The 18,450-nt window shown below is 38.4% G+C and carries 14 protein-coding genes; 7 read left to right on the top strand and 7 right to left on the bottom strand.

Going from position 1 to position 18,450, the window contains the following annotated elements; translation table 11 throughout:
• Positions 1-129 precede the first annotated feature (129 nt).
• From QQS39_RS12125 to QQS39_RS12110, 4 genes are all read left to right on the top strand, one after another.
• Positions 130-1,221, top strand: a complete 1,092-nt coding sequence (locus QQS39_RS12125; protein WP_196569472.1) for an NADH:flavin oxidoreductase/NADH oxidase — start codon at positions 130-132, stop codon at positions 1,219-1,221.
• A 233-nt stretch (positions 1,222-1,454) separates the two neighbouring features.
• Complete coding sequence (locus tag QQS39_RS12120) at positions 1,455-2,084, top strand: CatB-related O-acetyltransferase (protein WP_285804616.1); 630 nt, start codon at positions 1,455-1,457, stop codon at positions 2,082-2,084.
• 405 nt (positions 2,085-2,489) lie between these two features.
• Positions 2,490-4,187: a YadA-like family protein gene (locus QQS39_RS12115; RefSeq protein ID WP_285804615.1), complete on the top strand. Its 1,698-nt coding sequence runs from the start codon at positions 2,490-2,492 to the stop codon at positions 4,185-4,187.
• 132 nt (positions 4,188-4,319) lie between these two features.
• Positions 4,320-4,637, top strand: coding sequence for a hypothetical protein (locus QQS39_RS12110; RefSeq protein WP_285804614.1), 318 nt, complete (start codon positions 4,320-4,322; stop codon positions 4,635-4,637).
• A gap of 230 nt (positions 4,638-4,867) precedes the next feature.
• Here the strand turns inward: QQS39_RS12110 and QQS39_RS12105 are convergent, their stop codons facing one another.
• From QQS39_RS12105 to ttrS, 7 genes are all read right to left on the bottom strand, one after another.
• The gene (locus QQS39_RS12105) at positions 4,868-5,278 is read right to left on the bottom strand and encodes an acyl-CoA thioesterase (protein ID WP_023581781.1); all 411 of its coding nucleotides are present in this window, start codon (positions 5,276-5,278) and stop codon (positions 4,868-4,870) included.
• 107 nt (positions 5,279-5,385) lie between these two features.
• A complete protein-coding gene (locus tag QQS39_RS12100; protein ID WP_285804613.1) occupies positions 5,386-6,165 on the bottom strand; it encodes a PhzF family phenazine biosynthesis protein in 780 nt (259 codons plus the stop codon).
• Positions 6,166-6,326: 161 nt separating this feature from the next.
• Positions 6,327-7,862: a peptide MFS transporter gene (locus QQS39_RS12095; protein WP_099075795.1), complete on the bottom strand. Its 1,536-nt coding sequence runs from the start codon at positions 7,860-7,862 to the stop codon at positions 6,327-6,329.
• A gap of 420 nt (positions 7,863-8,282) precedes the next feature.
• Positions 8,283-9,491 carry a multidrug efflux MFS transporter MdtG gene (mdtG, locus tag QQS39_RS12090; protein ID WP_151435514.1) on the bottom strand — a complete coding sequence of 403 codons (1,209 nt, stop codon included), beginning with the start codon at positions 9,489-9,491 and terminating at the stop codon, positions 8,283-8,285.
• Positions 9,492-9,772: 281 nt separating this feature from the next.
• Positions 9,773-10,714, bottom strand: coding sequence for a Kdo(2)-lipid IV(A) acyltransferase (locus QQS39_RS12085; RefSeq protein ID WP_285804612.1), 942 nt, complete (start codon positions 10,712-10,714; stop codon positions 9,773-9,775).
• Between the two features lie 74 nt (positions 10,715-10,788).
• On the bottom strand, positions 10,789-11,391 hold the full coding sequence (gene ttrR, locus QQS39_RS12080; RefSeq protein ID WP_151435512.1) for a tetrathionate respiration response regulator TtrR: 603 nt from the start codon (positions 11,389-11,391) through the stop codon (positions 10,789-10,791).
• 10 nt (positions 11,392-11,401) lie between these two features.
• Positions 11,402-13,165, bottom strand: coding sequence for a tetrathionate respiration histidine kinase TtrS (ttrS, locus tag QQS39_RS12075; RefSeq protein WP_285804611.1), 1,764 nt, complete (start codon positions 13,163-13,165; stop codon positions 11,402-11,404).
• Positions 13,166-13,342: 177 nt separating this feature from the next.
• Between ttrS and ttrB the strand changes: the two genes are divergently transcribed.
• From ttrB to ttrA, 3 genes are read left to right on the top strand one after another with little or no spacing between them, the layout of a single operon-like run.
• The gene (gene ttrB, locus QQS39_RS12070) at positions 13,343-14,086 is read left to right on the top strand and encodes a tetrathionate reductase subunit TtrB (RefSeq protein WP_151435510.1); all 744 of its coding nucleotides are present in this window, start codon (positions 13,343-13,345) and stop codon (positions 14,084-14,086) included.
• Positions 14,083-15,111, top strand: coding sequence for a tetrathionate reductase subunit TtrC (ttrC, locus tag QQS39_RS12065; protein ID WP_285804610.1), 1,029 nt, complete (start codon positions 14,083-14,085; stop codon positions 15,109-15,111). Before ttrB ends, ttrC begins: the two co-directional genes overlap by 4 nt.
• Positions 15,104-18,184: a tetrathionate reductase subunit TtrA gene (gene ttrA, locus QQS39_RS12060; protein ID WP_285804609.1), complete on the top strand. Its 3,081-nt coding sequence runs from the start codon at positions 15,104-15,106 to the stop codon at positions 18,182-18,184. Before ttrC ends, ttrA begins: the two co-directional genes overlap by 8 nt.
• Positions 18,185-18,450: the final 266 nt, after the last annotated feature.

Raw genomic sequence — 18,450 nt, 5'->3', positions numbered from 1 at the left:
CAATGTGAAGTAAAGCATCGCCTAAATGAATAAGATCCGATAGCCTTAAACCTGTATATTTAAATGGTATATCGAAAAGCAAAGATATTTTTCTTTGCATAAATTCTTATTGATAGCAGGAGGCTTTAAATGAGTTTGTTGTTCTCCCCTAAAAAACTAGGCCCCCATCAGTTAGATAACCGTATTATCGTTGCACCTATGTGCCAGTATTCAGCACAAGAAGGTTACCCGACAGCATGGCACACTATGCATTACGGGCAACTGGCACTATCTGGTGCTTCGCTAGTGATTGTTGAAGCAACAGCGGTTGAGCCTAGAGGTCGTATTAGCTATAAAGATTTAGGTATTTGGTCTGATCAACATGGCAGTGAATTAAAAAAACTTGTTGATAATGTTAAGCAATATTCATCTGCAAAAATGGGTATACAGATTGCCCATGCAGGACGTAAAGCATCGACCGATTTACCTTGGAATGGCGGAGCATCATTAGCGCCAGATTCTCCTAATGGATGGCAAAAAGTTGCACCATCAGCAATTCCTTTTGGAAATAATCATCAGCCTCATGCTTTGACTATTGATGAAATTGAAGAAATAAAACAAGCTTTTGTTGATGCGGCAAGAAGAGCTGAATCAGCAGGATTTGATGTGATTGAGATCCACGGTGCTCATGGATATTTATTGCATGAATTCTTATCTCCATTATCAAATCACAGAACGGATCAATACGGTGGCGATTTTAATAACCGTAGTCGGTTATTGGCGGATGTCTTTGTTGCCGTGAAAAATGCGGTTTCTGATAATGTCTGTGTTGGTGTCAGAATTTCTGCGACAGATTGGGTTGAAGGTGGCTGGGACTTAGAAAGTGCAATTGCATTAACACAACATCTTGAAGAATTAGGTTGCCATTATATTCATGTTTCTTCTGGTGGATTATCAGAAAAACAAGAAATTAAACTGGGTCCTAATTACCAAGTACCATTTGCTCAGGCAATTTATAATGAAACACAACTACCTGTTATTACTGTTGGTCTCATTACCGAGCCAGAACAAGCCGAAGCCATTTTACTTACCGAGCAGGCTGATTTTATCGCTTTAGGGCGAGGTATTCTTTATGATCCTCGTTGGCCTTGGCATGCAGCAGAAAAACTTAAACAAACCATAAAAGTAGCGCCTCAATATTTACGTTGTGCGCCTCATGGTAGCAAAGACTTTTTTAAATAGTGATACTAAGCCACGGGAAGCTGAGTGTTATTCTCCGTGGCTTTTTCTTTAATAACCTTTATGATGATGCGCATAAACGAATTGCGTTGTAATAATTGGTCGTAAAAAAGATGAAAAAAAATCCCTTATTGCTTCAACCAAGGATTGCTTAAGAAGATGTGTTTTGAATGCGAACACATCATCAGAGAATTAAGCATTCTTTGATGACTCATTAATTTATTGCGAGTCATATTATGAAAAATAAACATTGGTCGCGTGTAGAATATCTACACGAAACGGTTAAAAATAAAAATATTATCATCAAAGGACAACACAGTTATTACAGTGATTGTTGGGATGAAGGTTTTGAAGCTTCCGTAGTACGTTATCTTTATGGTGACGAAATTAGCTTGCAATGGGAGCCATTGTGGGAAATTGATAAATTATATATTGGCGATTATGTTTGTATTGGTGCGCAAGCCGTCATATTAATGGGAGGAAACCATACACATCGTATGGATTGGTTCTCTCTTTATCCTTTTATGGATAAAATTGAAGAGGCATATATTGGTAAAGGCGATACTCATATTCATGATGGTGCATGGATAGGAATGCGTGCAATGATAATGCCTGGTGTGACAGTTGGCGAAGGTGCTATTGTTGCGGCTAATAGCGTTGTTTCCAAAAATGTTGAACCTTATAGCATTGTTGGAGGAACACCCGCGCGACACCTTAAATATCGTTTTGAGCCAAAGGTTATTGAGCAACTTTTATCGTTAAAGATTTACCAATGGTCAGAAAAGAAATTTGATGCTCTGAGACCTTATTTATGTCAATCATCAATTGATAAATTATTAATTGCAGAAGCGAAATTTATTGAGTAAAACAAAATCCCTAAACGTAACTACGTTTAGGGATTTTTACTTAGATATTGTCTTAATAAATTAATCATATCACTGAAAGATAAAAAAGAACGTTGTTTTTTTATTTGATCCCTATCTCAAATTTAAGAATATTTTAAATTTATTAAAATAACTATTATTTAAATTGTTCAGGATGGTTTTTATTTCTTTATTATTTGTGTTTTTTCTTTAGTGGTTGATTTTATTTTAAAAATAAAAGTTAGTTATTTATTTTTTTATTAAATTTAAAATTATCTAATGATGTTATTGTTTGTATTTAATAGAATCATCAAGCGTTATTAAGTTGTTTTATAAAATATATAACATGTAAAAAATAAAATACATATTACTCTATATGTGAGTTTATTAATTTGGAGTGATATAGATATGAATTGTAATATAAATTTTAAGATAAAACTATTAGTTATTATATTATTTTCATCTACTTCTGCCTATGCCGATAATACCACTTTATTAGGTGGAAATAGTAAAGCAGATGGTAATGAATCGACAGCGGTTGGATATAATACATGGGCGCATTCAGATCAATCAACCGCGATTGGTGCTAATGCGGGCGCGGAAGGTCAAAATGCAACAGCAATAGGTCATAAAAGCACAGCAATTGGTGATAATGCGATGTCATTGGGAAGTGGTGCAATGGCAATTGGTGAAGGCTCCCTTTCTATTGGTTCTCAAGCTTATAGTGAAAGTAAAGATGCAATAAGTATTGGTAAGGGTGCTATAAATAATGCTGAAAATGGTGTTATTTTAGGGAGTGGCAGTCACCTTTCTGATAGTGCAGATAATTCAGTTATTATTGGTAGTAATTCTTCAGGATCAGCAAGTAATGCAATTATATTAGGCGATAAAAGTAGCAATAATCGCAATAATACATTATCAATCGGCAGTGATAAAAATCAGCGACAAATTATTAATGTCGCAGCAGGTACGGAAGATACCGATGCTGTTAATGTTTCACAATTAAGAAAAGAAAAAGATAATATTCTTATTGAGACAGATAAGCATATTAATGACAATAATCAGAATATTTATAATAAAATTGAGCAAGAAAAAAATCACATTCTTAAAGAGACAAATAATCAAATAAATGAAAATAATAAAATAATAAAAGGCGATATAGCTAAAGCTAATGAGGAGGTACTAAAAAGAAGTGAAACAAAAGCCAATGAATTAGCCAATAATGCAGAGAAGAAAGCAAACCAATATACTGATAGTAAAATAGAAAAACATCAAGAAAATACGATTAGTTATATCAATGAAGCAAAAAATGAATTTCATATCTATAGTGAAAATAAATATGCTGAAATGAAAGGTGATATTGAAAAAAATATCAGCGATAAAGTGGCTGAGTCTGAAGGCAGTATTAAAGAATATGCTAATAATAAATTTATAGAAGTTGAGAATAGCGGTAAAGAATATACTGATTTTAAAGTAAACGAACATCACGAAAAAACAGTAGAACATATCACAAATACGAGAGATGAAATTATTACATTAACAGACAATCAAGTAAGGAAATCTGAAAAAAATGCCAATAGCTATACTGATATTGAGATTGGCAAAATTGCCACAGGTATTGATGGTGCAATAAACAGAAATAACGAAAAGATCACGAAAGAACGTGAAAAATATATTACTCAAAAAGGAAATGAATATATCAATATTACCAATACGGTTATCAATGAAAGAGATGAATCCTTAAGAGAGTACATTGATTCATCCAAAAAAGATTCTATCTCTATTGCGAATGAATATACCAATAATAAGATTAAAAATATCTTTATTGATAATGATGTCGCGCTCAATAATATGGATAATAAAATAGACAAAGCAGACAAAAGGGCAAGTGCTGGTATCGCTTCTGTCGCAGCGATGGCTAATATTCCCTACGTTGCGGCTCATACTTTTAGCCTTGGCGTGGGTGCTGGGAATTATCGTGATGCCAATGCGTTTGCAACTGGCGCTCAATATCAAATAACAGAGAGTGCTGTTATTCGTGTTTCTGCTTCGTGGAATACGGAAGATCGTGCTGTTGTTGGTGGTGGTATATCTTATGGTTGGTAAATGCTTTTTATATTGTATTAATTAGGATAAAAAGCAGAGATAAGGTTGTTGCCTTTTTATATGTTCAACTGGCTTTTATGCGGTGGATTTGAATAATAAAGGTAACAGCCTTTTTTCTATAATGAGTAAATTATGATCTATCTTTATTCTGGTGGTGGTGCTTTTGAAAAACAAACCAGAGTTAATCAGGCCGCAACGGAAAAAGCACAAGAGATTGCTAAAAGTAAGATAAAACAAGTGGTACAACTGATAGCGCTTGCAGACTTCCCTGTTGATATTGAACAGGCTGGAGTGATATTACTGATTGAACCCACTATTGAGTTAGCACTTGAAGTAGGGCGACAGTATTCACAATCAACGGATATTGTTATTGCTGAAAGTGCAATAGTAGGAAGGAAGCTGACTATTTGTCAGATTGAATTTGCAGTAACAAAAATCTGTGTTCTCTGATTTTGGGGCTTGTTCAGTTATCCACATTAACTGTGGATAACTCTTGTCTTACATGTTAGTAATCTTATTATTTATTGATTTTATTAGATATTTTACGTTGATTGAAAAATATCCATTTAAATTAATGCTCTTACTGCTTTGTTATTATTAAAAATAATAAAGAACATAATAAAATAATGCAGTTTTTAATTAAGAGAGATAAAAAGTATGACAAATCTCTCTATAAGTTGTTATTTATCGAATAATGGCGTTGGTTTTCCGTCATGATCAACCGCCACGAAATTAAACTGACCATGGATCACTTCTTCACGACCTTCTGCGTACATATCTTCAAGAAAAATAGAAACATTTACCGTTAAACTTGTACGCCCAACACGAATAACTTCACCCACTAATTCAATAATCGTACCTGATGGAATAGGGTGATTAAAATTTATTTTTTCGGTTGAAACCGTTACTAGGCGTTTACGGCTAAAACGGGTAGCGGTAATAAATGAAACTTCATCCATCCAAGCTAATGCCGTGCCACCAAAGAGTGTTGAGTGGTGATTAGTTGTAGTGGGGAATATGACTTTAGATACACGGGTGACTGAATTTTTAATTTTATCTTGTAGCTCAGGAGATAAGTCAGAGATGGACATAACAATAAAGCCTTCTTCTTTTATACTGTAGGGGAGAAATTCCCCACAGTATAAAATAGAGTAAATTGAAAGCAAAGTAGATGAATGGCTGATTATGCCGTCTGTAATTAAAAGGTTATTTCGCCAGTTAAAAAGAGTGCAGCATCTCCTGTTAGTAAAACGCGACCATCTTTTAGCTCACAGTCGATATTTCCACCTCGTTTTGAAACTTGTCTTGCTTGTAACTGTGTTTTATTGAGCTTATTACCCCAAATTGGTGCTAATACACAATGTGATGTGCCTGTAACAGGATCTTCATTCACGCCTTTTACGGGCGCAAAGAAGCGAGAAACAAAGTCAAAAGGAGCATGACCTTTCGCTGTGATAATAACGCCAGGTAAAGGCAACTGTGCGATTTGAGTGAAATCCGGTTGGTAGTTAATGACGGTTTCTGGATCAGATAAAAAGCAAATATAACGATCATGCGCTTGCCAAACTTCATCTATTTGTAATGCTAATTTTTGTTCAAGCACTGATTTTATATCGTTATTTAATGTCGCAGGTAGTGCCGGAAAATTAAGTGTAAAGAGAGCGCCTTGGCAAGAAATAGTGAGTTCACCTGAAAGAGATTGGAATTTAAAGAGCTTCTTAGGTAACTGTTTTATCGTTTTTAGCACAAAAGCTGTGGCTAATGTTGCATGCCCACAAAGAGGAACTTCAATTTTAGGTGTAAACCAACGAATATGATCGCCAACTAAAAAAGCCGTTTCAGGTAAATTAATCTCACTAGCAAGTGTAATTAAGGTGTCATCAGGCAGCCACTCTTCTAATAAAACGACAGCAGCGGGATTTCCTGAAAAAGGCAGAGAGGAAAAAGCATTAACATAATAAATAGGAAGAACTGTCATCGCATTACCTTAGTGATAAACAACCAACAAATAGAAGGTAATGAGATTAAGTGTTTTAAATATTGGGTGCAATACTTAAAAAAGCGTTCAAATTGTAGGATATAAAAGCAAAAAGCCATGCCTAATTAATTAGACATGGCTTTAATAATTAACGCATTAGATTAAGCTTGTGCTTTCTCTTTGCTATCTGCGCTTTGTAAAAGCTTACGAACTGGAATAATCAGTGCAGCAAGAACAACAGCACAAATAACCAGAGCGATAGAAACATGAGAGAAGAAGTCAGGCATTACATCCAGTTTGTCTGGGCGGATATTTCCCCCCATTAAACCAGCGGCCAAATTACCTAATGCGCTTGCACAGAACCATAATCCCATCACCTGACCACGCATTTTAGCTGGCGCTAAAATAGTCATAGTGGCAAGACCAATTGGGCTTAAGCATAATTCACCTAATGTCAGCAATAAGATACTGCCAATTAACCAAAGCGGTGAAACGCCTTGTCCTGTTGCAATAACACTTTCAGATGCAAACATCATGACGGTAAAGCCACCCGCTGCAAATAAAATACCAATCACAAACTTAGTCATACTGCTTAAATTCATATTCTTACGTGCCATCATTGGCCATAACCAGCTAAATACAGGCGCAAGAATAATAATAAACAGTGCGTTAACAGACTGGAACCAAACTGCTGGGATCTCAAAACCCATAAAGTTTAAGTCAGTATAGTCGTTGGCAAATAAGTTAAATGATGTTGGCTTTTGTTCGAATGCAGACCAGAAAAGGGCTGCTGAAACCAATAAGAGGAAACAAACAAATAAGCGAGAACGGTCACTACTACTTAATCCAGCAAATAGGAATAAATAGATAAAATAGGCGATAACACTACCTGAAATCACATAGACCATAAAGTTAGCCACAACAACTGGGTTAAACGGAATAACACCAGAAATAATAAGACCAACAATTGCTATAAGAACGACAGATAACGCTAAGATCCATTGACCGACATTACGACGAACAACGGTTGGGCGATCCCAACTTGAATCTAAACCGACTTCGCTATCAAAGCGACGCATGGTAGGTACTGCGTAAAAGCGGAAAATCAGTAACGCAACAAGCATACCAATCCCACCGATACCAAAGCCCCAATGCCAGCCATAATCACGCACTAAGAAACCCGTGATGAGCGGTGCAATAAATGAGCCCATATTGATACCCATATAAAATAAGGAGAATCCACCATCACGGCGAGTATCATCCCTTTTATATAAGGTTCCTACCATCACAGTTACGCAGGTTTTAAATAGCCCAGTACCCAATACAATCAGTAATAAACCGATAAAGAACAGATCTTGTGACCAAAACGCTGAAAGTGCGATGGAAAGGTGCCCTAGCGCAATAAAGATAGAGCCATACCATACAGCTAGGCGCTGACCTAACCAGTTATCAGCCAGCCAACCTCCTGGCAACGATGTTAAATAAACACCGCCAGCGAAAATACCCACAATAGCAGATGCCTGCTCTCTGGGGATTTCCATGCCACCCTCATAAACGGTTGCCGCCATAAATAGAATTAATAATGGGCGAATACCATAGAAAGAAAAGCGTTCCCACATTTCGGTGAAGAAAAGGGAGCTTAATGGATATGGGTGGCCAAAGAAAGTTCGGCTAGATTTTGAGTGAGTAGATTGCATCTTAAATTCCCAAAAAAAACCTCTACAGGTCGTTTGCAAGTAAAAAGAACAAAATATCAGCTAGTGGCTAAACAAAATTATTTCATTCTGTTATCAATATCCACTGCATTTAATTAATATATTTTTAACATACTTTTGTCAGAATTTAGTGACTAAAAGTATATTTAATACTTTATAAACCATTTTTTGGTGCAAAAGTCGATAAAAATCTCATTTTGCAATAGTTAACCTTGCAATTTTTTGAAAAAAGAGGACAAGAAAATTTTATGGGTGTTAACAAAAGGGTGGTAAGAATGTTCTTAATAAACAATAAATTACAAAAAATAGAATAAAAAAAATAACAATTAGGGCTTTAAATGTAAAAGTGTAATTTTTTGAAGAAAAAAAACTATTAACTAATCTAATTTATAGATTTTTTGATTACTTTTCTTGTGGGGTTCTAAAGCTTAACCAAGAATAAATTAGATTAAAAAAGACAACGGCTGCGGTGAAATAAAAAACAGCTCTAAATCCATAGCTTGCCGCAACAAAAGCGCCCATTAACGGTCCTGTAACATTTCCAACATCTCTTAGTGCTTGGTTATAGCTGAAAATTCGCCCTGCAATAGCAGGCGTAATGTTATAAAGAATTAGCGTTTGTACCGCAGGTAACATGGCTGCGTTGACCGCCCCAAGTAAAAAACGTAGTGCGCCAAGTTCCCAATAATTACTGACCAATGCCATTGGAATTAACATAAAAATAGAGAGTCCGAGAGTAAAAAGAAGGACTTTATCTGGGCCAATTCGATCACCTAATTTACCAAAACGAGGGGCGCTAATAAGTGCGGCAATACCGGGTACAGAGGCGACAACACCACTGATAAAGGCAAGATTGCTGACAGAGCCTGTTAATTCACGAATATAAAGTGTCAAAATAGGCGTAACAGAGCCTGTTGCGACTTGAATGATCATCGTAGTGAAAAATAGGCATACAACGAGTCTTTTATTTTTAAGTGATGAGAATACTTGTTTTGTGGTCAATGCGTCTTTTTTAGAAACCGGTGTAAAGTTTTCACTGACAAAAAAGAGGGTGACTAAAAAGCAAATAAATAAAACGGCAGATGTAATAAAGAAGACAGGACGTAAACCATAGAGATCGGCAAGCATACCGCCAATTAAAGGACCTATTAATGCACCACTCACTGCACCTGTCGAAAGTGTCCCTAATGCCCAACCGCTTTTTTTAACAGGAACTTGAGTGGCAATTAACGCATTGGCATTCGGAACAAAGCCACCTAATACACCAAGTAAGGCTCGCAATATTAATAACTGCCATATATTTTGAGCAAATCCAATTAATACCATCACAATCGCCATACCAAGAGCGGAGCGTAACAGCATTAATTTTCGACCTTTTCTATCTGATAATTTCCCCCAAAAAGGCGCTGCAATGGCAGAAAAAAGGAAAGTAATACTAAATGCAACACCTGTCCAAAGGTTAAGCTCTTCGTGATCGGTTATACCAAGTTCTTCTACATAAAGAGGAAGAAAGGGCATGATCAGGCTAAAACCGGCACCAGTTAGAAAACAACCAAACCAGACAATATAGAGATTACGTTTCCAAGAGTTATTTCGGGGTTTGAGATCCATGTTACTCCTTTAGCCGAGAACGAGAGAGTAAACCAAGAAAATAGGCTGACAATAACCGTAGTGATGTTGAGCGTGGCAACAACGAGTCGGTTTTCTTATTTTATGATGAATAAGAATATAGCCATGATACAGAATAAGTGCGATAGGTCTTGCTCTTATAATGTGTTTCGCAGGAGTTTATAGCTTATACTGTTATTGATTTTATTATTGTTATTTCAGTGCATTATAATATAACAAAGTGGCTGTTTTATTTCAAAACAGCCACTTTGTCATTAGTGTACTTAGTGTACTTTCTTTATTTCGTTATATAAAGAAGCGTCACCTTCTGGACGAGTTTTAAAGCGGCGATGTAACCACATATATTGGTCTGGCGCGCGTAAAATCTCTTGTTCAACTACTTTATTCATTGCTTTAGCGGTATTTTCCTCATTATCAATAGGAAAATCAGCAACAGGTGGCGATATAATTAATTCATAACCCTTGCCTTCAGGTAAGCGTTTTGGGGTAAATGGAATTAATGCGGGCTTGCTCGTTTTTGCCAGAATATAAGTTCCCGTTGTTGTTGCCGCTTTATCAACTGCAAACAAAGGCACAAAAACACTTTTATGTGGACCATAATCATGGTCAGGTGCATACCAAATAATTTCACCTGCTTTTAAACTACGGATCATGCCTTTGACATCTTTTCTGTCAATCATAAATTTATTAGAACGTAATCGACCCCATGTTTGTAGCCAGTCCATAACGGGATTATCGTTAGGACGATAAACACCAACACCAGGATTACAAATACCCAAAATTCTAGCACCAAGCTCTAGTGTCAGAAAATGGATCCCAATAAGTAAGATCCCTTGTCCTGAGTCTTTAACCTTTTTGATATGTTCAATCCCACTGACTTTAAACCAACGTTTGATCCGCCAATCTGGCCAAAACCACGCCATACCCGTTTCGAATAATCCCATACCAACAGATTCAAAATTTTTATTAACTAAGGCTTCTCGTTCACTTTTTGGCATCTGTGGAAAACAGAGTTCAAGATTACGTTCCGCTATTTGGACGCGTTTTTTTAAAAAAACTTTAGAGAAACGACCTAGGCGTGTGCCTAGCCAATAAATGACAGGATAGGGAAGCAGAACCAGAATATAGAGTAATCCGATCCCAAACCAAGTCAGCCAATATTTAGGCTGCAAAAATGATTTTTTAAATTGAGGTGACTTTATCATAAGCCTATCTATTTACTATTTTTCCAATGAATATCTTATATTGTGACACTTTTTGGTGCAGATCAGAAATTTTGTCATAAATTAGGTGAAATTATTTCGATGCCTTGTAATGCCGTCACCAATTCGGCAATATTTTTAGCTGCCATTTTGTCCATTACTTTTGCACGATGAACTTCGACCGTTCTTATCGACACACAAGCAACTTCTGCAATTTCTCGGTTCATTAATCCTTGAATAACATAATAAGCAATGTCTTTTTCTCTTGGGGTTAATGAAGCATAACGGCGACGAATATCATGTGCGGTAAAACGCGCATTGGTTTCAATAAATGCTGCATCTAAAGCAGATAACAACGCATTGCTATCAACGGGTTTTTGTAGAAAGTCGATAGCCCCTTTTTTGATCTCTTCAACTGCCATGGGAATATCGCCATGACCAGTTAAAAAAATGACAGAAAGGGTGCTGTGCTTATCAATTAAATGTTGGTGGACTTGCCTGCCATCGGGTTTTGGCATTCTCATATCTAACAATACAACACCTTGCTGATAGAGATTGACATTGTTGATAAAGAATTCGCTATCATTCCAGACATGGGCTGAATAACCTAAGCTTTCTAATAAAAACTGACAAGCATCAGTGACAGCAAGATCATCATCAACAAGATGAATTGTTGGCATTTTTTCTCCGTTATTTATTTTTGTTAGGAAAAATAAGTGTGATTTTTATTCCAACTTTATTTTGTTCATTCTTTTGGTTTTCAATATGAATATCAGCACCTTGAGAAAGCAATAAACGTTGGCAAATGACTAAACCTAATCCAAGCCCTTCTGTTTTTGTTGTTTGGAATGGGGAAAAGGGCTGTTCAAGTTGGCTGTGGCTCATTCCACCAGCATCATCTTCAATGACGATAAGTAACCTATCAGGTGCCTTATGGGTGCTAATTTTTAGTACTTTAGCGCCAGCTTGGAGACTGTTGGTGATTAAATTCGATAAAATTTGCTCTAATAATGTTTCAGGTAAACACAGGGTATCATGTTCATCAATATGGGTGATCAGTGAAACCTGAGGGTATTTTTCTTCTACGCGTAAAAGCTTCCAAATGTGTTGAATACACTCCGCAATATTTTGATGAGAAAGCAAAATACTATCGGTATTAGGTGTTTGTTTTCCAACCCATAAACGTAGATTTCTAATGATATCAGCACCGCGTTGCGCTTGCTTATCTATTTGTTGTAATGCAGGTAGCAATGGGTGCGATTCATTCTCTTTTTTAAGGCGAATAACGCTCCCTTGCGCATAGCTTTTAATGGCAGAAAGGGGCTGATTAAGCTCATGAGCAAATCCCGATGCCATTTCTCCCAATATATTTAAGCGTTGAGCGTGTTCTAACTCTTCCTTTTGCTGTCTTAATCGATTGTGAGCCAGTTCCAGTTGGCGACTACGACGCCTAACTAAATAGCTGATCCAGACTTGGTTTAGGATGAGAAAAAGGATAGCAGCCAATGAAAGACCAATAATAAATTGGTGCTGAATAGCCCAACTTTTCGCATCTTGCCAAAGCTGCCTTTGTCGAGGATGTTGGTTGACTTCCCTTAATAGATTTTCAACTTGTGTATGGGAAGCCGGCGCTCCCCATTTCATCGGTTTACTATCATCAGTGAGTAAAACGCGAGTGACTTTATCAACAAGTTCATCAGGAACGGTATCTAGTGCCGCAAATGACCAATTAGGGTAGAGCGGTGTACTGGTTAAACATGGCGTATTGGTTTGATAAGAAATCAAGGGGCGATAATCACTTTTACGAATAAGCCCTTCACTATCCATATTTTCCAGTAAACAGACGGGAATAATTGCCGCATTAATATCTTCATCTCGTAAGAGATAAAGTAAAGCGTCAGCCGGAAAACCAGTGAAACGTAATGTGAAATCTTTATCCGGATCAATACCGTCTTCTCTTAGCGCTTTGTAACCTAAAAGATAGCCACCAAAGGCATCGGGGGCAATGGCTCCAACGCGTTTTCCGATTAATTCATGTACAGAAGTAATCGGGCTATCGTTACGGACAAGAATGAGGCTCCCAATAACATTTCGTGTCATGTTATCCGGCTCATAGCCAGAACGTAAAGAGAGCAACCAGCGTAATGGAAATGCATTATCTAATTGAACAAATTGCGCAGGGTTTGTGAGTAAGAAATCAACACTTTTCTTTGCAACGGCTAACTTCATCTCCTCCAGATTTAATGGCATTAACACAAAGTTTTCTGACGGAAATTGTTCATTTAATGTGTCAACAAGTGGATGCCAGTGTCTTTGCGTGGATGCATCACCACGTAGTGCTAAAACACCGATTGTCCACTCTTTTGCTGTGGCTTGCAGAGGAAGTACAAAAAAGAGCAGTAATAACCCGATACTTACTGCGTTTCTTATCCCAATTGTCTGTTTTATCGTCATAAATATCTAATGTTAAATATTGTCTTGGATCAAGTTCGCACTTGGTATGTGGTAAACCACAATAGGTGTCATCTTCAGTAATTTTTACAATGCACTTATAACAAAACACATACTTTTTAATTTCTATTTCCTTCACTCATAGTGAGATTGTGTTATTGAGTGATGCTGGAGACAAATATGGATCTTGGAAAACGAAAATTTTTACAACAATTAGGGGTCCTTACTGCGGGTGCTTCACTGGTTCCTTTAGCTGAAGCCGGCATTAAATTATCACCTGAGCGTCGTGAAGGCTCGGAAGATAAACGCTACGGTATGCTGATTGATTTACGTCGCTGTGTAGGATGCCAGTCCTGTACTGTGAGCTGTAACATCGAAAATCAGACGCCTCAAGGACAATTTAGGACGACAGTAAACCAATATCAGGTTGCTATCAAGGGGCAAGAGGGGATAACCAACGTCTTACTGCCTAGATTGTGTAACCATTGTGATGAACCACCTTGTGTACCCGTTTGCCCTGTGCAAGCGACTTTCCAACGTAAAGACGGCATTGTTGTCGTTGATAATGAACGCTGTGTTGGCTGTGCTTATTGTGTTCAAGCCTGTCCTTATGACGCACGTTTTATTAATCACTCAACACAAACAGCAGATAAATGCACTTTCTGCGCTCATCGCCTCGAAGTTGGATTATTGCCTGCGTGCGTTGAATCTTGTGTTGGCGGCGCGCGTATTATCGGCGATATGAAAGATCCTAATAGCACTATCAGCAAGATGCTGCGTACACATGAAAAAGAGCTGAAAGTATTAAAACCAGAAAGCGGCACATTACCACAAGTTTTCTATCTCGGTCTCGATGATGCATTTGTACAACCGTTAGCAGGTCAAGGACAACCCGCGTTATGGCATCAGGAGGTTCACTTATGATCCCGCAAGTTTCTCAAATTCAAGAAGTCATCGCCATCCCTCAAGAATATTTTTGGTTACCTTGGGCTGTGCAATATTTCTTTTTTATCGGTATTGCTTGTAGTGCAACGCTTTATGCGTGCTGGCAGTGCTGGAAAGGCAGTGCAGGTAATCAACGTTTAGAAGCGGTTGCTGTTTTTATTGCCGTAACTGCTGGCATTACGGCACCTCTTGCTTTAACAGCAGATTTACACCAAACAGCACGCGTTTGGCATTTCTATGCTTATCCAACACCGTGGTCTTGGATGGCATGGGGATCACTCTTACTGCCGTTGTTCTCAGCATTTAGCATGCTTTACTTTGCTGCAATGGTCGTTCGCTTAGTCTGGAAGCGTGAATACAAATTAACGCGTTGGGTAGCATTAGCTTGCTCATTAACTGCGATTGGTTTGCTGTTATATACAGGTCGCGAAGCCTCTATCTTAAAAGCAAGACCTGTGCTGTATACCTACTGGTTACCAATACTGTTGCTCTTTAGTGCAATGCAAGTACTACCGACATTACTCGCATTAGGAACTCGTCGTGAACCTGTACATCAACGTGAGTTAGCGATGTGGTTTGTGAGTTCGCTAATGTTATTAGCAGTATGTACGGGCTTTTGGGTTGCAGGCGATACGATTTCAGGCCAGGCAATTAGAGAACAATTAGTAATGGGAAGTCTTGGCTGGTGGAGTGCTATGGGCGTTATCGCACTATGGGGTATCTCCGTCGCAATGGGACTTTTGATGGCAAAACAAGTACGTTCGGTTGCGTTTATTACCATCATGGCATTTGTCTCGATGGGGCTTGCGTGGGTATTACGCTGGTTGATGTTGATGGGCGCTCAATACATTCCAAAATATAACATAATTACAAACCCTTATGAGTTTACGCTAGGTAATGATGGATTGATGGCAATTGTCGGTACATTTGGATTGTGGATAGCGTTAACTATTTTATTTAGAGAAAGTATTCGTTGGGTTGTCAGGAGAGTGCAGCATGGCTAAGTTTACAAGACGTCAATGGCTTAAAGGTGGATTAGTTATCGGTGGTATTGCCGCATTTGCTGCCAGCTACCGTGATGTTGCTAAACGTGCCATAGATGGTTTAGTTGATGGCACATCAGGCAAAGTGACACTTGATAGGATCAACGGAAACTCTTTATTACCTGAAGGTAAAGTTGTAAAAGACGCAAAATGGCAAGCAAATACAGATCAATCTGTTTGTATGACGCAATGCTTTGGTTGCTGGACACAATGTGGCGTTCGCGCCCGTGTTGATAGAGCAAATAATAAAGTTTTACGTATTGCGGGTAACCCTTATCATCCACTTTCTCATGATCATCATTTTGGCTATAACATGCCAATTAAAGAAGCATTTGAAAAAATGGGGGGAGAAAGTGGTTTAGAAAACCGCTCTACGGCTTGTGCTCGTGGTGCAACCATGATGGAAAGCCTTGATAGTCCAACACGTATTCTTGAACCGATGAAACGCGTGGGTAAACGCGGTGAAGGTAAATGGAAACGTATCAGTTTTGAGCAGTTGATCCAAGAAATTGTTGAAGGTGGTGATCTCTTTGGTGAAGGTCATGTTGATGGTTTACGTGCCATTCGTGATTTAGAGACTTTAATCGATCCAAAGCAACCGGCTTTAGGCCCTAAAGCTAATCAACTATTAATGACAAATGCGGGTGATGATGGACGAGATACGTTTATTCGTCGCTTTGCTCAAAACTCATTTGGTAGTAAAAACTTTGGTGCTCATGGCTCTTATTGTGGATTAGCGTACCGTGCTGGCTCTGGCGCGTTAATGAACGATTTAGATAAAAATGCCCACGTTAAGCCTGACTGGGATTATGTTGAATTTGCTCTGTTCTTAGGCACATCACCGGCACAATCAGGTAACCCATTTAAGCGTCAAGGTCGTCAGTTAGCTAACGCACGTATTCGTGATTCGTTCAACTATGTGGTTGTTGCACCTGCTTTGCCTTTAACAACGACATTAGCTAACGATCATGGGCATTGGGTTCCAGTTCAACCGGGAACAGATGCAGCTTTAGTCATGGGGATGATCCGCTGGATCATTGAAAACAATCGCTACAATGCAGATTATCTGTCAGTGCCAAGCGAAGTTTCAATGAAAAATATGGGTGAGAAGAGCTGGACGAATGCGACTCATCTTGTGATCAGTGATGAAAAACATCCTCTGTCAGGGCAAATGCTGACAACAGCGCATTTTAATGATGTTGCTGAAGGGGAAGAGCAAGCCTTAGTTTTATCACTTGAAGGTGAATTAGTTCCATCAACCCAAGTCAATAAAGCTCAATTGTTTGCTACGCATACTGTGACATTAAAAACGGGTGCTACCGTTACGGTTAAATCAAGTTTCCAGTTACTTGATGACGCAGCTAAACGTATGACACTGGCGGAATATAGTGAACGTTGTAAAGTACCAGAAACAACAATTGCTGCATTAGGTCGTGAATTTACTGCTTATGGTCGAAAAGCTGCGGTTATCTCTCATGGCGGTATGATGGGCGGCAATGGTTTCTATACCGCGTGGAGCGTGATTATGCTTAATGCGCTAATCGGTAACTTAAACCTTAAAGGTGGGGTATCTGTTGGTGGCGGTAAGTTTAATGGTGCAACCGATGGCCCATGTTACAAAATGGATAGCTTTAAAGGTAAAGTTAAACCCAAAGGCATGGTGTTATCACGCAGTAAAGCAGCCTATGAGAAATCTGATGAGTACCGTGAGCGTGTAGAGAAAGGAGAATCTCCATATCCAGCAAAAGCGCCTTGGTATCCGTTTGCTGCTGGGCAATTAACTGAACAGCTCGGCTCTGCATTAGCGGGTTATCCTTATCCATTAAAAGCATGGATAACGAATATGACCAACCCTATTTATGGGATTGCGGGTATTCGCCAAGTGATGGAAGAGCGCTTGAAAGATCCGAAGCACCTACCTTTGATTATTGGTATTGATGCTTTTATGAATGAAACAACAGCGCTGGCTGATTATATTGTTCCTGATACACATAACTTTGAGAGCTGGGGATTTAGTGCGCCTTGGTCTGGTGTTCAAACTAAAGCAAGTACAGCACGCTGGCCGATTATTGAACCTCGCGTTGCAAAAACAGCAGATGGTCAGCCAATTTCAATGGAAACATTCTGTATTGCTGTGGCAAAAGCCTTAGATTTGCCAGGCTTTGGTGAGAAAGCAATTGAAGATATGGATGGTAACTTCTATCCAATCAATAGTGCAGAAGATTACTATTTACGTGTTGCCGCTAATATGGCGTTTATGGGGGAAAAACCTGTTGCCCCTGCAACCAATGAAGATATTTTATTAAGTGGGGTAGACCGTATTTTACCTGCGATAACCTCAACATTAAAAAATGAAGAAGTTCTTCAGGTTGCGTATATCTATACACGAGGCGGTCGTTTCGCTCCTTATGACAAAGCGTGGAATGGTGAAGAAACAGGGCCACAGTGGAAAAAGCCATTACAAATCTGGAATGAAGAAGTGGCAAAAAACCATCATGCAATAACAGGCGAACGTTATAGTGGTTGCCCGACTTATTATCCACCACGTTTATCGGATGGTAGTGATATTCATCAGCACTATCCTGAAGAGCAGTGGCCATTAAAATTAATGTCCTTTAAGTCTCATGTGGTGAGTAGTTCAACAGGCATGATCCAGCGTTTAAGAATGGTAAAACCAAGTAACTTAGTCGCGATTAACCCTCAAGATGGTAAAAAATGGGGTGTTAATCATGGTGATAAAGTTCGCATTGTCACACCGGGTGGACAAGTGGAAGCGGAGATTAGCTTACTCGATGGCGTAATGCCGGGCGTTTTAGCGATTGAACATGGATATGGGCATCAAGAGTTAGGTTCACGTCAGCATTACTTAGATGAACAACCATTACCGATGGATAAAGGTATTGGCAGCGGTATCAACCTTAATGATTTAGGGTTTGCCGATCCAACACGTCAAATCACTAATACATGGTTAGATTGGGTATCTGGTGCATCTGTGCGTCAAGGCTTACCAGCTAAGATTGAGCGTATAGCTTAATTATCAATTTGGTATTTTAAATAATCACTCCACTCTTTATTAAAAAGAAGAGTGGAGTGATTGCACCACAAATCAGTTTTACTTTATCTTTTGTAAGATAGAACTAGATCAGTTTAATTATTTTAATATTACATGTACCCTACATACATAATATTTCAATAAATTTAAGGTGGCCAACACGCATATTAGCCACCTCATTTACAGGGAGTAATAATGTGAATTGGCTCCCTTTTTTTCTGCTATTTATTTTTTATTAGGACTTAATG

This window comes from Proteus appendicitidis, from assembly GCF_030271835.1.
In the GTDB taxonomy this organism is placed as follows: Bacteria; Pseudomonadota; Gammaproteobacteria; order Enterobacterales; family Enterobacteriaceae; genus Proteus; species Proteus appendicitidis.
Note: the sequence above shows the minus strand (reverse complement) of the source record. Positions and strands in the feature narration are given on the sequence as shown.

What these genes read in the sequence shown, in the direction of transcription:
- QQS39_RS12095 (WP_099075795.1), bottom strand. Translation starts at nt 7,862, where the DNA reads ATGCAATCTACTCACTCAAAATCTAGCCGAACTTTCTTTGGCCACCCA.
- QQS39_RS12115 (WP_285804615.1), top strand. Translation starts at nt 2,490, where the DNA reads ATGAATTGTAATATAAATTTTAAGATAAAACTATTAGTTATTATATTA.
- QQS39_RS12100 (WP_285804613.1), bottom strand. Translation starts at nt 6,165, where the DNA reads ATGACAGTTCTTCCTATTTATTATGTTAATGCTTTTTCCTCTCTGCCT.
- ttrA (WP_285804609.1), top strand. Translation starts at nt 15,104, where the DNA reads ATGGCTAAGTTTACAAGACGTCAATGGCTTAAAGGTGGATTAGTTATC.
- QQS39_RS12110 (WP_285804614.1), top strand. Translation starts at nt 4,320, where the DNA reads ATGATCTATCTTTATTCTGGTGGTGGTGCTTTTGAAAAACAAACCAGA.
- mdtG (WP_151435514.1), bottom strand. Translation starts at nt 9,491, where the DNA reads ATGGATCTCAAACCCCGAAATAACTCTTGGAAACGTAATCTCTATATT.
- QQS39_RS12120 (WP_285804616.1), top strand. Translation starts at nt 1,455, where the DNA reads ATGAAAAATAAACATTGGTCGCGTGTAGAATATCTACACGAAACGGTT.
- QQS39_RS12125 (WP_196569472.1), top strand. Translation starts at nt 130, where the DNA reads ATGAGTTTGTTGTTCTCCCCTAAAAAACTAGGCCCCCATCAGTTAGAT.
- ttrR (WP_151435512.1), bottom strand. Translation starts at nt 11,391, where the DNA reads ATGCCAACAATTCATCTTGTTGATGATGATCTTGCTGTCACTGATGCT.
- ttrB (WP_151435510.1), top strand. Translation starts at nt 13,343, where the DNA reads ATGGATCTTGGAAAACGAAAATTTTTACAACAATTAGGGGTCCTTACT.
- ttrC (WP_285804610.1), top strand. Translation starts at nt 14,083, where the DNA reads ATGATCCCGCAAGTTTCTCAAATTCAAGAAGTCATCGCCATCCCTCAA.
- ttrS (WP_285804611.1), bottom strand. Translation starts at nt 13,165, where the DNA reads ATGACGATAAAACAGACAATTGGGATAAGAAACGCAGTAAGTATCGGG.
- QQS39_RS12085 (WP_285804612.1), bottom strand. Translation starts at nt 10,714, where the DNA reads ATGATAAAGTCACCTCAATTTAAAAAATCATTTTTGCAGCCTAAATAT.
- QQS39_RS12105 (WP_023581781.1), bottom strand. Translation starts at nt 5,278, where the DNA reads ATGTCCATCTCTGACTTATCTCCTGAGCTACAAGATAAAATTAAAAAT.